Annotated in this window: 12 protein-coding genes and 1 tRNA gene; 1 reads left to right on the top strand and 12 read right to left on the bottom strand. The window is 53.0% G+C overall.

Going from position 1 to position 14,866, the window contains the following annotated elements; translation table 11 throughout:
- Positions 1-94: 94 nt before the first annotated feature.
- From DWY25_RS05080 to DWY25_RS05065, 4 genes are all read right to left on the bottom strand, one after another.
- Positions 95-1,645, bottom strand: a complete 1,551-nt coding sequence (locus DWY25_RS05080; RefSeq protein ID WP_117894336.1) for a flotillin family protein — start codon at positions 1,643-1,645, stop codon at positions 95-97.
- 240 nt (positions 1,646-1,885) lie between these two features.
- Positions 1,886-3,307, bottom strand: a complete 1,422-nt coding sequence (locus DWY25_RS05075) for a D-alanyl-D-alanine carboxypeptidase family protein (RefSeq protein WP_181981702.1) — start codon at positions 3,305-3,307, stop codon at positions 1,886-1,888.
- Between the two features lie 270 nt (positions 3,308-3,577).
- The gene (locus DWY25_RS05070) at positions 3,578-5,596 is read right to left on the bottom strand and encodes an ABC transporter permease (RefSeq protein ID WP_117894334.1); all 2,019 of its coding nucleotides are present in this window, start codon (positions 5,594-5,596) and stop codon (positions 3,578-3,580) included.
- On the bottom strand, positions 5,586-6,353 hold the full coding sequence (locus tag DWY25_RS05065) for an ABC transporter ATP-binding protein (protein WP_117894333.1): 768 nt from the start codon (positions 6,351-6,353) through the stop codon (positions 5,586-5,588). The genes DWY25_RS05070 and DWY25_RS05065 overlap by 11 nt, the downstream gene beginning before the upstream one ends.
- 374 nt (positions 6,354-6,727) lie before the next feature.
- Between DWY25_RS05065 and DWY25_RS05060 the strand changes: the two genes are divergently transcribed.
- Positions 6,728-7,369, top strand: coding sequence for a flavin reductase family protein (locus DWY25_RS05060; protein ID WP_117894332.1), 642 nt, complete (start codon positions 6,728-6,730; stop codon positions 7,367-7,369).
- A 167-nt stretch (positions 7,370-7,536) separates the two neighbouring features.
- Here DWY25_RS05060 and DWY25_RS05055 read toward each other — a convergent pair whose 3' ends face one another.
- The 8 genes from DWY25_RS05055 to DWY25_RS05020 all read right to left on the bottom strand — a co-directional run bounded on the left by DWY25_RS05055 (position 7,537) and on the right by DWY25_RS05020 (position 14,817).
- Positions 7,537-8,691 (bottom strand): amidohydrolase family protein, encoded by a 1,155-nt coding sequence (locus DWY25_RS05055; protein ID WP_117894331.1) that lies wholly within the window; start codon positions 8,689-8,691, stop codon positions 7,537-7,539.
- Entirely contained in the window at positions 8,688-9,830 is a 1,143-nt protein-coding gene (locus tag DWY25_RS05050) for an amidohydrolase family protein (RefSeq protein ID WP_117894330.1), read from the bottom strand. The genes DWY25_RS05055 and DWY25_RS05050 overlap by 4 nt, the downstream gene beginning before the upstream one ends.
- A 121-nt stretch (positions 9,831-9,951) precedes the next feature.
- Complete coding sequence (locus DWY25_RS05045; protein ID WP_117894329.1) at positions 9,952-10,398, bottom strand: hypothetical protein; 447 nt, start codon at positions 10,396-10,398, stop codon at positions 9,952-9,954.
- A 17-nt stretch (positions 10,399-10,415) separates the two neighbouring features.
- Complete coding sequence (locus DWY25_RS05040; RefSeq protein ID WP_117894328.1) at positions 10,416-11,942, bottom strand: Y-family DNA polymerase; 1,527 nt, start codon at positions 11,940-11,942, stop codon at positions 10,416-10,418.
- Between the two features lie 313 nt (positions 11,943-12,255).
- The gene (locus DWY25_RS05035) at positions 12,256-12,774 is read right to left on the bottom strand and encodes an HD domain-containing protein (RefSeq protein ID WP_117894327.1); all 519 of its coding nucleotides are present in this window, start codon (positions 12,772-12,774) and stop codon (positions 12,256-12,258) included.
- A gap of 117 nt (positions 12,775-12,891) precedes the next feature.
- Positions 12,892-13,905, bottom strand: a complete 1,014-nt coding sequence (locus tag DWY25_RS05030; RefSeq protein ID WP_117894326.1) for a sensor histidine kinase — start codon at positions 13,903-13,905, stop codon at positions 12,892-12,894.
- Positions 13,902-14,570, bottom strand: coding sequence for a response regulator transcription factor (locus DWY25_RS05025; protein WP_117894325.1), 669 nt, complete (start codon positions 14,568-14,570; stop codon positions 13,902-13,904). The genes DWY25_RS05030 and DWY25_RS05025 overlap by 4 nt, the downstream gene beginning before the upstream one ends.
- Before the next feature lie 163 nt (positions 14,571-14,733).
- Positions 14,734-14,817 (bottom strand) — tRNA-Leu (locus tag DWY25_RS05020).
- Positions 14,818-14,866 lie beyond the last annotated feature (49 nt).

Here is a 14,866-nt window from a genome sequence, read left to right as displayed (position 1 = left end):
GAGCCGGGTTTTCCTCCGTTTGTTTCTTCTGCGGACGACTTCAGACATCTGGCGCTTTGTGAAAACCTATAAGTTTTAAGCAAACGAAAACCGGTCAGTCAGCGACCGGTTCGTTTTCATCTTGAGTCGTTGCGGCAGGATCAGCTTCCATTTCCTGAACCGCTTCCGTTGAAGACGGCAGCGTCAGACCGCGGACGTTGAGATTGCGGTTGACCTTGGCGTCGTAGGAGCCGGCCCGGACGATTTCCTTCAGGTCGATGCCGGTGGTTTCCTTCATTGACTCAAATAATTTCGCCATGACGGCCGGCACGTTATTGGACACTCCGTCCAATCCGCTGCCTTCGCCGCCGATAATCGTGATCTTGTCAATCTGGCTTAACGGTTCGGCGATCTTGCCGGCAACCTCCGGCAGAATCTGGATCAACATTTCCGCCATTGCGGCGTCGTTGTATTTCTGATAAGCCAGCGCTTTCTTTTCCATCGCTTCCGCTTCGGCGATGCCTTTAGCCCGGGCAGCTTCGGCTTCCGCTTCGCCGACCATCTGGATGCCCTGTGCTTCGCGTTCCTTCGTATACCGTTCCGCGTCGGCCTTGGCTTTCTGGGCTTCCGCTTCCTGCTGGATTTCAAATTTGCGCGCTTCGGCTTCTTTCTGGCGGGCGTACAGCTGGGCGTCGGAGCGCTGCTGCTGCGCATATTTCTCCGCTTCCGCCTGCTTGCGGATCTGCGCGTCCAGTGCTTTTTCCTTAACTTCCGCTTCCTTCTCCTTCAACAGAACCTCGCGTTCCTGTTTGGCGATATTAGCATTGGCGGATGTGATTTCAATCGTTTTGCGCTGGGTTTCCTGTTCGATCTGATACGCGGCGTCGGCTTCGGCCTGTTTGAGATCCGCTTCCTTTTTCAGTTCGGCCTTCTGGATTTCCAGCTCGTTGTTCTTGATCGCGATCTCGCGCTCGGCGTTGATCCGCGCGTCGCTGGCCTGCCGGTCCGCCTCGGCCTTCGCCACGGCGATTTCCTTATCCGCTTCGGCTTTGGCGATCGCGGCTTTCTTCTTGATCTGCGAGATATTGTCGATGCCCAGATCGTCGATCACGCCGTTGGAGTCGGAGAAGTTCTGAACGTTGAAGCTGATGATGTCCAGTCCCATCGCCGCCAGGTCCGGCATCGCGTTTTCCTTGACCAGCTCCGCGAATTTCTGACGGTCGCTGACCATTTCCTCTAGTTTCATGCGGCCGACGATCTCGCGCATGTTGCCTTCCAGCACTTCGCGCGCGACGCGGGCGATATAATCCGTATCCTGATTCAGGAAGTTTTCCGCGGCAACGGACAACCGTTCGCTGTCGCTGCTGATCTTGATATTGACGGCGGCGTCGACCTGGATATTGATGTAATCCGCGGTCGGCACGGCGGTAGACGTCTTGACGTCGATCGGAATCAGCTTCAGACTCAGCCGGTCCATCCGTTCAAAGAAAGGAATTTTAATACTGGCCTTGCCGATGATAATTTTCTTCCGCAGGCCGGAAATGATATACGCCGTATCGGGCGGCGCTTTGATGTAGCCGGTCGTCAAAATTACGATGACGAGCACAGCAATGACGAGCACGATGATCAAACTCTGATAAGCCATTACTGCTTCCAACACAAACATCCCTCCTTCACTTGTGGTGGCGCCTTGCTTGCTTTCTGTTGACCGATTCCTCACCTCTTTCCGGCAATTCGCTTCGATAATTTATTTCTCTTATTTATCTTATCAAATTGTTGATCTTAGTTTAGCATAGATTCTTTGTTTTGTAAATATATTCACAAGATTTTCATCCTGCGTTCCCTTCTCAGGATGAATCCAAATAAAAAGACAGGAATCGAATCTCCTGTCAGTTCATGAATCAAATCACAGATGCGGACGGCGCTTGCGTTTCTTCCTGGCTGATTTATAGCGGCGCTGTTCCCGCCGGTAGTCGCGGATCAGAATCAGACACAGAACCAATCCCAGCACAACCAGCCCGAAGAAGACGGTATGGGCTTTTACCCACTCCTGAAATTGATGGAAGCCGTAGAGCAGGGCGCTGCGTTGATAACGGCGCGGACTGGTCAGCTCGATCCGAGCCAATTCCTGCGGGGTTTCCGTGTCGGTGCGGGTAATCGTCGCCATGCCTAACCGCTGGCCTTCCTCAATCGGAGCTTGAAGCTCCCCGTCCAGCTGGGTTTCGATCTGCAGCGCAGACAGATCATAGCCGTTGGGCAGATTCAGCACGACGTCGGTCCCAGCCTTCAGCGTCAGCTTGTCGTTGAACAGGACAAACGGAACCTTGGTTTCCAGCAGCGTCTGATCCGCCGTTAAAACCGTTTGCTTACTGTAATGATCGTAGAAATAATCATAGATATGGTCCGCGTCGAGAATGTGATACGGGGTATTGGATACCGGGGCATGTGCGGTGATCAACATATACCGCGTGCCGTTTTTCTCCGCGATCGAAGCCAGACACAGACCGGCCGGATTGGTATATCCGGTTTTGCCGCCGAGAATCGAATCGTTATCGATCTTGGCGGGGTCGGTCGACGAGATCTTCGCGAACAGCGTGCTTTCCCACACCAGCCCGCCAGTGTGCAGCGACGGGGTAGCGGTGTAGCGGCGGGTCTGAAAGATCTCACTGAACGTTGGATTTTCCAAAGCATAGCGCATCAGCGTTTCCAGATCGCGCAGCGTTGTGTAGTGATCGGGATCATGCAGTCCGGATGTATTGACAAAATGCGTTCCCGACATTCCCAGCTCAGCCGCTTTTTCGTTCATCAGTCCGACAAATGCCGTTTCGCTGCCGGCTTCTTCCAGTGCCAGCGCCTGGGCGGCATCCGCCCCCGAAGGCAGAAACAGACCGTAAAGCAGATCTTTTACCGATACGGTTTCACCCTGCTTAAACCCGGCGACCGAAGCGTGCGCCTCCGCCAGTCCGGCGAACACCTCCGGCCCCAGCGTCATCGTGCTGTCCAGCGCCGGGGCGTTTTCAATCGCCACTAACAGCGTCATCATCTTCGTCATGGAAGCGGGATAAATCTGATCCTCGCTGCCTTTGTCAATCATCACCTGGCCGGTGTCCATATCGACCATGTAGACAAAATCGCTTTTGATCTGCGGGAAATCCGCATCCTCTTCCAAATAAGCAGTCCCGTCCTCAAAGCGCGGCGCATCCTGGCGCACGATTTCCCCGATCCGGGAATCCGCCGTGATCAGCGCGCGGCCAGAGACTTCCGCATGAACCGGCGTCAGTGTCAGCCCCAGCGCCAGTAAACTTAATTGAATCATTCTTTTTTTCACGTTGCAAAACTCCTCGCTGAATTCCTTCTTATTATAACAAAAGTCCTGTCGATGTTCCTTGCGATTTTCTTTCATTTTTCTCAATCTGCTTAACTTTTATTCCTTAATGATTACGATTTTCTGATCAAACAAGGCGGAAGAAAGCTTAAACGCGGGTTGTCCGTCTTTTGGTCTTGTATTCCTCCGGTTGATCAGCACTTGACTTCACCGCCAAAAAGAAGCTGGCAGAGTCCATTCTCCGCCAGCCTTCATCAGGGGGTCATGCCGAACTTATTCCAAACGGCGGGCTTGCACGCGGTCGCGGATCACGCTCAGACTGCTTGTGTAGGTGATCAGGAAATAACCGCCGTAGATCAGGGCCAGGAACCCGCCGACAAGCAATACCTGGCTGCCAATATCAATTTTGACCAGCGCCACCAGCGATTGAATCACCGCGCTGACGCCGACGATGGAATGCACGATGGCTAATGCCAACGGGAATAGGAAATAAATGGCGATCTGGGTGAACAGCGAGCGGCGGATCATCTTTTCCTCGACGCCGATCTTTCGCAGCAGAGCGTACCGATGCACGTTGTCCGCGGATTCCGACAGCTGCTGCAAAGCCAGGATCGCCGCCGAAGCGATCAAGAAGACCAGGCCCAGATACACGGCGATATACGACAGGATCAGCTTCATCCCACCGGAGGCCTCGTACATCTCCGCGCGGGTGACGCCGTTGTAAGCAAAACCCGTCTGCTGCCCATAGGCTTTGATCATTTCATTCAAACGCGCATCGCCTTCCTCGGCAGATCCGTTATAGTTCAGATTGAACGACTGACTGGCTGGAATTTTATTGATAAAAAATGAATCCGGCAGCACGATCGTTAAGAAGTTGCCGTAAGCACTGAAATTCTGAAGCTGTAAGAACAGCGCCGGCTGGCTGACCGTCAGTGTCTTGCCGTCAATGGTCAGTTCGCGGTGTTCCTTGACTGCCTTGAAGATATCCGACTCGGCGGCGTTCATTGAATAGGTGATCAGATATTCGTTCTCTGCCAGCGTGACTTCCGGCTTCGACTGCATTGTCAGCGCGGCGTTGAGCTGGGACAGCGGCAGGAAATCGATCGCCATTTCCCCGACATCATGGGACGTGCTGTTCTGCATCGTTGCGATGACTTCCGGACTGCTGAAATCCTTGATTTTTACGGCCAGATCATACAGATCCAGATCGGCCGCTTCACGGGCCAGACCATCCAGATCCAATCCTTGGCTGCGGAAATCTTCAGTTAAATGGAAGCCCAGCGACTGCGTGTCGTAAACGTACACAGTCGCGTCGTATGGCGAGGTTTTCTCGACATCGCCCGCCAGCACCTGGCCGAAGGACAAACCGGTGCACAAAGCGCCGATTGTCAGCAGCAGCATGATGCAGATGATCGTCATCGACACGAACGCCGAATTGATCCGGCTGTTCAGCTGACGCATAACAAACATATTCAGATTGCGGTAGTAGAAGCTTTTGCGGCTCTGCACAAATTTCAGCAGGAAGCCGGACAGCGAGAAGAAAAACAGGAAGGTTCCGATCGAACCGAGCACGATCGAAGCGGTGAATTCCAGCGTGAACATCACAAAGCCATTGTCCAGGATCAGCGCGTAAGCGCAGCCCAGAATGATCAGACTGGCGATGAACAGCACGACGGACAAGCCGATAGAACGCAGCTTCAGCGTTTCGTTATGCCGGTCGCCCTGAAGCAGATCGATCAGCTTATACCGGCTGACAACCACACTGTTGAAGATCAGCACGATCAGATACATCCCGCCGAAGAACAGCGCCGACAACAGAATTGCCTTAAAGGAAACGATGAACTCAAAGGCTTTGAGCTGAACCATGAACAGATTGGCGGTGACCACCGTCAGCGCCTGGGAGACCAGAATCCCCAAGCCCAGACCGACCGCGAAGGCCAATAAACCGATCATTACGGTTTCAATCATCAGGATCCGGGCCACCGTGCCTTTGTTCATGCCCATCACCAGATACAGACCAAGTTCTTTTTTACGCCGCCGGATCAGAAAGTTATTGGCGTAAACGATCAGAAAGCCCAGGACGATACAGACAAACACTGAGAAGATCTGCATCAGATTGTTTAACAGCACCAGCATTTTCGCCTGCGACTGACTCAGCGCCAGCATGACGGACTGAGATTGAATTGAATTAAAGACATAGAACAGGCAGACGCCGAAGGTCAGAGTCAGGAAGTAAACGCCGTAATCCCGGATGCTGCGGCGGACATTGCCCAGCGCGATTTTAAAGTACATTGTTGGTGTCCCCTCCCAACAAACTGACGACCTCGATGATGCGGTTGAAGAATGTCTTGCGGTCGTCGTCGCCGCGGACTAACTCATTGAATATGCGGCCGTCCTTGATGAACAGAATGCGATGGGCGAAGCTGGCGGTGAATGCGTCGTGAGTGACCATCAGGATCGTGGCTTCCAGCGACTTGTTAAGCACCTCAAAGCTGTTCAGCAGCATTCTTGAGGCTTTGGAATCCAACGCCCCGGTCGGCTCGTCAGCCAGAATCAGCGACGGATGGCAGATCATCGCGCGGGCGCAGGCGACGCGCTGCTGCTGACCGCCGGACATCTGATACGGATATTTTTTCAGGACTTCCTCAATCCCCAGCTGAACCGCCAGCTTTTTGATGCGGCTGTCAATCTTTTTCGGATTGACCCGCTGAATTGTCAACGGCAGCGCGATGTTTTCATACGCTGTCAGCGTATCCAGCAGATTGAAATCCTGGAAGATAAAGCCGAGCTGTTCCCGGCGGAACTTGGACAGCTGGCTGCTTTTCATCTTGGTGATGTCGTCCTTGCCGATTAAAATATGACCGCTGGTCACCGTGTCGATTGTCGAGATGCAGTTGAGCAGCGTCGTCTTGCCGGAACCGGAGGGTCCCATGATCCCGACGAACTCCCCTTTCTTCACCTCGAAGCTGATATCCTCGATCGCCCGGGTAATGCTTCCTTTATTGCCGTAAATCTTTTCAATTTGTTTTACCTGTAATATCGTTTCCATAAGTTTTCCCTTCCTTTATTAATGAATATCGCCAAGGCCGTCCTGGCCTAATACAATGACCTGAAATAAAACCTGGCATACAATCAGAATCTTATTGAATGTTTTCATTTGTGATTCCTCCTTGATTACGATTTTATTATAAGCTTGTCACGCTTATTGTACCTTAGAAGGGACTTACAGCTCGCTAACAGAATTGTAAGATTCAGATTTCTTCCTTTTTATATAAAATGAACTCGTTCGGAATCAGGCATCCCCTAAACTCGGAAGTAAGCTGAAATCAAAGCAGGGTGTATAATAATGACAAGAAGATTCCCGCTTGAACTTAACTTCCGGGCCTTCGCAGGCAGATTCAGGGTCTGCCGAAAGGAGATCGCATGAAAATTGAAATCGGATCAGACCGGCCGGCTCATTTCCAACCCGCTTATCCGGAAGAATTTGAGCTGTTTTCCCATCTGGAGCTCGCAGCCGCCATCCCGCAGGTTTTATTTGCCGTCACGACATGGAAAGAGAATGGCAAGCCGAACATTTGTTTTCACAGCTGGAGCTGCTTCCACGGGGACAAGACGGCCTTCTTTACCGTGCTTGGCAATCTTTACCAGCACACGCACACCTATGCCAACATCAAGCGGACCGGTGTTTTTGCGGTCAATTTTCTGCCGGTGCGTTATTACGACGCACTGATCGAAACAATCCGCCAAAACGAACTGGATGCCGATGAGTTTTCCGCCGGCGGCTTCACATTGGAAAACGCCCGCACGATTTCCGCGCCGATCATCCAGGAAAGCTTCGTCACGTTGGAATGCACGCTGAAATCCATGGAGGATCTCAGCGGCGCCGGCATCACCGCCATGGTTGTCGGCCAGGTGCAGCATGCCTGGGTCGACGCCGATCAGTCCCCGGAAAGCCGGTGCGGAAAAGACGGGTATATGATGTTAATGCCGGGCGCACAGAATTTAAAAACCGGCGCGCCGAATCCTTCTATCATCGCCTCGCTGGCGATTGAAAAGCGGGATTAGCGAACATACTTGATCTTCACAACAAAAGAAACTGGCTGTCCAAAGCTCCAACATCCGCTTTGAACAGCCAGTTTTTTCTGAGATCTTGATCTAATCCGCAGGGTCTGCTTCTTTTCAAAAGGGACAAACCTTGCTTTTTGGCAAAGCTGAAGACAGGGAAGCTTCGTTTACCGCCGGTAAACGACCTCGCCGTCCACCATCGTCAGCAGCGCTTTCGCTGCGGTGGAAACGACCGGATTCTGATCAAACAGGACAAGATCGGCATCCTTGCCGACTTCCAGCGAACCAATCCGGTCTTCGCAGCCCAGGATCGTCGCCGCGTTGATCGTAATCATCCGCAGCACGCGTTCCGCCGGACAGCCGAAGCGTACGGCTTCCCCTGCCTGAGCCAGAATCATCCATGGATTGCGGGCCGGACCGTCGGTCATGATCGCGCATAAAACGCCGCGCTCATCCAGCTCCTTTAAGCAGCCGGTATCGACTAAATGCAGCTCATTCGGCCCCTTCTGCGCGCCGATCGGGCCGTAGATAATCGCCAGCCGGTCTTTTTCCGCTTCGATTTCGTCGAGGAAATCACTGGAACCCAGAGCATGATCGATCGTGATCCGGATATCGAATTCCTTTGCCAGTTCGATACATGTCAGAATATCGTGCTGATAGACATGGATTTTTAACGGGATCTTTTTATCGAGCACCAGCTCGCCGTTTTCCAGCCCCTGATCGAACTTCGGCATTTTGGCCGGATCCGCCTTGGCTTCCTGCTTCTTCTGGCGGTAGTCCTGAACCTGATGGAAGTATTCGCGGATCGTTTCCGCGATCGCCATGCGCGTCATCGGGCTTTGATTGCGTTTGCCGTAGACGCCCTTCGGATTGCCGCCGACCGCGGCCTTCAGCGCGAACGGCTGCTTCACGCAGCGCTCTGCCAGACTGGTCCCGGCGGATTTGATCACGCAGCCCAGACCGCAGATCACGTTGGCGCTGCCCGGCACGATCCCGCTGGCAGTGATGCCGGTTTCCAACGCTGAGGCAAACTGCGGCGATAACGGATCCACCCCGTCGTAGGCGTTCAGCTGCGCCGTAACCGGATTGACGCTTTCGTTGAGATCCTGCGCACCGGTTTTCGTGTCGAAGCCGCCGATGTGGCTGTGCGCGTCGACCAGCCCCGGCAAGACGAGCAGCCCGGAAGCGTCGATGATTTCAGCACCTTCCGCCGTAATCTTTTCCGCAATGTCAATGATCTTTCCGTTCTCAATCAGAATGTCAGCCTGCAGCGTTCCCTGTGGCCCCATCGTCATGACGGTTCCGTTTTTAATCAGCTTCATTGTTGATAACCTCCCTGAACATAGACGACCTTGCCCTGCATGAAGACCTTTTCAACCCGGCCTTCATAGGTTTCGATCGGATTGGCGCTCCAGACGACGAAGTCCGCGTCCTTACCGGCTTCAATTGAACCGATCCGGTCTGCGCAGCCCAGCAGCTTCGCCGCCTGGCTTGTCAGCATGCTTAACACGGCTTCACTGTCCCCGCAGGCCCGCATCATCCGCGCCGCCGTCCAGATCAGGCCTTCCTTTCCGTTAGGGTTGTTGCCGATTGTCGCCATCGCGACCGGCAGTCCCTTCTTATATAACGCGTATAATCCTTCCAAATCCGCTTTCTGCGAATAAGCGTTAAAGCCATATGACAGATTGCCCAGAATGACGCCCTGGATTTTATCTAACAAATCGACGTCTTCCGCATGAATATCATAGCCCAGCGCCAGAATCGGTTTCAGATCGTAGTCGGCGCAGACCCGCAGCACCCCCCGCAGCTCGGCGGCGTTGTTGGCGGCGATCAACAGCGGCATTTCCTTCGCCAGCACCTTTTTCAGCGCTTTGGCTTTTTCATCGCGCTTAGTTTCCGCTTTGTTCTCATCATACTCCTGCGCCTGCCGCAGTGCGTCCCGCAGCAAGCTGAAAATTCCCATCTTCGTCATCGGCGCTGCGTTGCGGGAACCATAGGCTTCCTTGACCTGATCGGTCACAGAACCTTTCATCCCTGCCTCATCCTTCACCAACATTTTAAACGGATTGATGCCGGCCGTTCTGAAAACCGCCATCTGACCGCCCAGAATATTGGAATTGCTCGGTGATGCCGCCAGCGCGGTAATCCCGTAGGTATACGGCGCCTGTTCGCTGACGCAGTCCCCGTCATAAGCATAGAGCGCCTTCAACTGCGGCGTGAGCGGATCGCTCTTTTCGTCGTTGTCGCGCACTTCGCCGCGCCGGACCGCCATGCCCAGTTCGCTCATCGCGTCGATAAACCCCGGCAGAATCACCTTGCCGGAAGCGTCGATAAACCCTTCGGCCTTTCCTTTTAAATCCTTACCCACTTCAACGATCTTTCCGTTATCGATCAGAATATCGGTATTTTCCAGCACTTCACCCTTGCCGGTATGGACGGTGCCGCCCGTGATGCAGATCATATAATCCCTCCTCAAGAATCATGTCTTTATTGTACGCCAGAGGAACAAGGAAAGGCAAGCCGCAGATGCAGGGAACCCGTTATTAAAAAGATATGGTAAACACGAACCAAGCATAAACGGCTTACCCCTCATCCCCGGGCAAGCCGTCCAAAATCCTGCTTTCTAAACGTAAAATATCCTGAACTTCGATCCGCGTTCCATCGTGAAGAATCAGCGTCGGATGAAGCGTATCCATCTTTTTCAACATTCCCTGAATCGTCTGATAACTACCGCCTGATTTCTTTTCATCCGCCGCAAAATAAACGACTTCAACGTCCGGCTGTTCCTCGATCCGCAACAGAAGCGCCTGCAGCTTTTTATCCAGCGCCTGCTTTTCATCCTCCGCTAACAGAATCTTTTCACTGGTGAATCGAGCCGCTTCCCGGATTTCATCGTCATACCCGGTCAAGGCGGCGAACGGGTTAAACTGCGCCGCGCGGTCTGCCAGCGCCATCGGGCGGTGGATTTTCGAAATAGGATGAGGAAGATCAATGATGTCTTCATACGGGAAATAATCTGTTTCCTTCATCTGCTTTCTCCGCCTCCCTAGGCTTTATGGCCGCCGATCTGCCGGTTGCGCTCAATCGTCGTCGCGCCTTCAAGCAGATTCGTACCTTTTAAAACGGCGTTCTTGCCATATTTCCGTTTAATTTTCAGGATTGCCTGCTGCACCTGCTTTTCTTTTTCCAGCTCCGCGCTTTCCTGTTTGCGCTGACGCAGAAGCGCTTCGCTGTCGCTGAACAAATCGAACTGTTCGACATATTCCTTCTCTTTCAGTTCGCTTTCCGGCCGCAGTTGATTGGCGTTGATCCCCACGCGGTGAATCAGCAGCTTGGGATTGACGATCCGGTCGAACAGCTGCAGCATCGCTTCGACAATCTGTTTGCCGGAAGCGTTGGGCCGGGCCATCCGGAGGGTTCCATGTGCGGATTTAGGTACCTCGCGGCCATTGCGGTCGGTCGTCACCGGTCCCTGATACTCCCGCCTGCGATCCGGATCGCGCAGATTCTCGACGGCATACCCGAGATACAACCCCAGCTGATCGGTAACCAGTCCCTTTTCAACTAATTCCAATGCTAACAGATCCGCCATTTCCCGGATGATCAGCCGCGCTTTCTCCGCCGGATAAGGACAATGCAGCACCTGCCCGCTGCCTAGACTGCGGGAAACCGGTTTGTAGGCCTTGATCTGCGCGATTGTGCAGGGTTCCCAGCCCCAGGCGTGGTCGATCAACAATTCGGCATTGACGCCGAACAGCTTATACAATAAGGCTTCGTTGTGGAATTGATCCGGGCCGCCCAGGGAACAGCGGGCGATGTCTCCCATCGTCATCAAGCCGTGGGCTTCCAGCTTTTTAGCATAACCCCGGCCGACACGCCAGAAGTCGGTCAGCGGCCGGTGCGTCCAGCACTGCCGGCGATAGCTCATTTCATCCAGTTCGGCGACCCGTGTTCCATCCGCATCCGCCTCAACATGTTTGGCAACGATATCCATCGCGACTTTGGCTAAATACAAATTTGTGCCGATGCCAACCGTCGCGGTAATGCCTGTCGTTTTCAGCACATCCTGAACAATGCGCTTCGCCAGCTCCCTGCCGGAAATGCCTAACGGCTTCAAATAGGCGCTGACGTCCATAAAAACCTCGTCGATCGAATACACATGGATGTCTTGCGGCGATATGTACTTCAGATAAAGCTGATAAATCTGACGGCTGACCTCAATATACCGGGCCATCCGCGGCGGAGCGGCGATGTAAGCGGCCGCAAGCCCGGGCTTTTGATCCAGCGTCAACGCATCCCACGACGAACCCGTCAGCTTCCCGTGCGGTGCTTCTCGGCGCCGCTGCGCATTGATGAAAGCGATCTTCTGAACAACCTCGAACAAACGCGGACGGCCCGCCAGACCCAGCTTCTTTAACGACGGTGAAACGGCCAGGCAGATCGTCTTTTCCGTCCGGCTTTCATCGGCAACCACTAAATGGGTAGTCAGCGGATCCAAAGCACGGTCGACGCATTCCACCGAAGCATAAAACGATTTGAGGTCGATCGCCAGAATCACGCGCTGTTTCTGCATTGTCAAGCCCCCTTTCAGCCTCCGTCAGGATGCCTGATCCTAATTTTATCTCCCGTTTGAAGTGAATTGAAATCTGAATCTATTATAAAGGAAAGTTGAATTATTTTCAAGTTTCAATTCCTATTTTCATCCTCCCGTTTGGCCTTCATCCGCTCTCTCCCTTTTAGTTTTAGCCTGATCCAGCTCTTCATCCAGAATGAAAAAAGATGGGCTTTCATCGCGTTAAAACGCTTGCGCAGAAAACTGTTCCAAAGAGTTTTTCCTTTCCTCTGTAACGGCCTTTCCTAATAGAAAAAACGTCCCTTCGGACGCTTCATCGTTGGAAAATTAACGCGGCGGAAAGCAGTCGCACCAGCGTTAAATAACGCTGCCGGCTGAACGTTTCGTTGAGCGAACAGAACTTATCCGCCAGGCAGACGATCACGCTTTCCCGATACCGCGGCGGAATCGGCACCAGCGGAAACATGTGCCGGGCGATGATGTTGCGCTCTACGGCGTTTAAATCAAAATCCTGAACCGCGTTGCGCAGCGCCGTTGAAGGATGCGTAAACCCATGCAGCCCGTATTCCTTGTGCGGCTGATGCCAGTCGTAAAGAAAATAGTCGTGCAGCAAGGCGCCCCGCACCAGACTCCCTTTGTCGCAGTTCAGCTTCCATTTCTGGTCCAGCATCAAGCTGTAATACGCGACGGCAATCGCGTGATCCAGCGTCGTCGTATCCCCATGCTGAAGATAACCGCGCATCGACTGCACCTTTTCCCGCGTCAGCGTCGCCTGCGCGTACTTTTTTAAAAGTACGACCAGCTCGGTTTGTTTTTCGTTGTTTTCGATCATGCTTCACCCATTCTTTTCGTCCTTATTATAATCAAGGGCGATGAAAAATCAAGCGTTATCCCGCGGTTTAAAATTTTCCAGCCTTTCCGCTCTCAGTGTACTGCCCTTTTTCCCATTTTATTCCGGAAGCAGAAAGCCGGATAACGGGAACGTCAGCAAGAGGGTGGTTCCCCGGCCGGGCAGCGATTCAGCCTGAATGCCGATATTCATTTTATCACAGAGCTGTTTGACAAGATACAGCCCCATTCCGGTTGATTTGGCCACCTGCCGGCCGTTGTCCCCGGTAAAGCCCTTGTCGAAGATCCGCGGCAGATCATGGGCGCTGATCCCGCAGCCGTTGTCTTCAATCCGCAGCGTCACCTGATTTTCATCCGCTTTCGCCGTAAACCGCAGCACAGGCTTCTCGGCCGCGCGGTATTTGACCGTGTTGGTCACAATCTGGCTGAGAATGAAATCAATCCATTTCACATCGGTATAGACGGTCTGATCAAGATTTTCCCGTTCTATTGAGAACTGCCGGGAAATCAGCGTCTTCGCGTGATTTTTGATCACCTGGCTGACGATCTGATCGAGCGAACAGCGGCGGATCACATAGTCTTTTTCCACAACGGTGGACCGTGTGTAATACAGCGCCTGTTCGACGTATTGATCAATCCGGTCGACTTCCTCCTCCAGCGAACGCGTCACCGGGTCGGAATGGTTCTCAATGATCAGCTTGCAGGAAGCGATCGGCGTTTTCACTTCATGCACCCACGTTTCAATGTACCGGCTGTAATCTTCGTTGCGGCGGCGGTATTCGGCAATCGTATCGTTCATCGACTTACTCACAACCCGGAACAGCTGCGTCAGCTTCTGCCCTTCCACAAAATCGGGCGATTCGATGAGTTCCGATAAATAGTATTTCTCTTCCAGCTGATCCAAGAGCTGAAACATCTGGTCGAAGAAGGTCTTCTTGCGGTAAAATTCAATCCCCAGCGTGACAAGGATCAGCGCCAGATACAGAAACGCTAAAAACCCCAGCGCGAACCCGCTGACGCGCAGCAGCCGCAGCAGCACCCCGGCGAAAAGCAGGAAGACCGTCTGCCCCAGCAGGAATACCCAGCGGTCCTGAAGAAATTCTTTGAACGTCATATCCGATACCCCAGCCCGCGTTTGGTCGACAGATAATCCGGACTCACGCCGATGCTTTCCAGCTTACGCCGCAGCCGGTTGATGTTCACGGTCAGCGTGTTGTCGTCGACGAATTCCTCCGACTGCCATAAATCGGTCATGATCTCGTCGCGGCTGACGATCGTGCCCTGCTTGCGCATTAACAGCCACAGGATTCGGATTTCGTTTTTCGTCAGCTCCACGCTTTGATTTTCATGCAGCACACAGCCCTTGCTTAAATCCAGCGTGACGCCGTTGACTTCCAGCAGCCGGCCCTGATCCTGCGGATACGCGCGCTTTAAAACAGCCTGAATATGCGCCAGAAGAATCTGGACGTTGTAAGGCTTGGTGATGAAGTCGTCGGCGCCTAAACTCATGCTCATTAATTCGTCCAGATCGCTGCTGCGGCTGGTCACCATCAGGATCGGAATCGAAGATTGCTGGCGGAGCGAGCGGCAGATCATATAGCCGTCCATTTCCGGCAGATTGATATCCAGTAAGACCAGATGCGGCTGAATCCGCAGGATCTGCTGATCGACTTCGTGAAAATCATCCAGCGTCAGCGCCTCATAGCCGTAGCGGTTTAACAGGTTCTGCAGCTCCACCCGGATTTTTTCTTCATCCTCGACAATCAAGATTTTAAACATCCCAATCCCTCCTCGTATGATCTTATTATACACTAACCGAAAATCTTCCCGCCATGGCTTTTCTTCTCTCTAACAAAACTGTTAGATTCTGCCTGCAAAAGTAACAAAAAAGCCCTGATTTCAGGACTTTCGACCCCGGAAGTTCCGGGAAATTGAATTCAACTGGTGCACCGAACGGGACTTGAACCCGTACGAATAAATCACACGCCCCTCAAACGTGCGCGTCTGCCGATTCCGCCACCGGTGCATTGCTTAATTATTATAGCAAAGTTCCATTCAAAAAGGAAGAATTTTTA

This window comes from Holdemania filiformis (assembly GCF_003459085.1).
Taxonomy (GTDB): Bacteria; Bacillota_I; Bacilli_A; order Erysipelotrichales; family Erysipelotrichaceae; genus Holdemania; species Holdemania filiformis.
The sequence above is the reverse complement of the archived record's forward strand: the minus strand, read 5'-3'. Positions and strand labels throughout refer to the sequence as shown.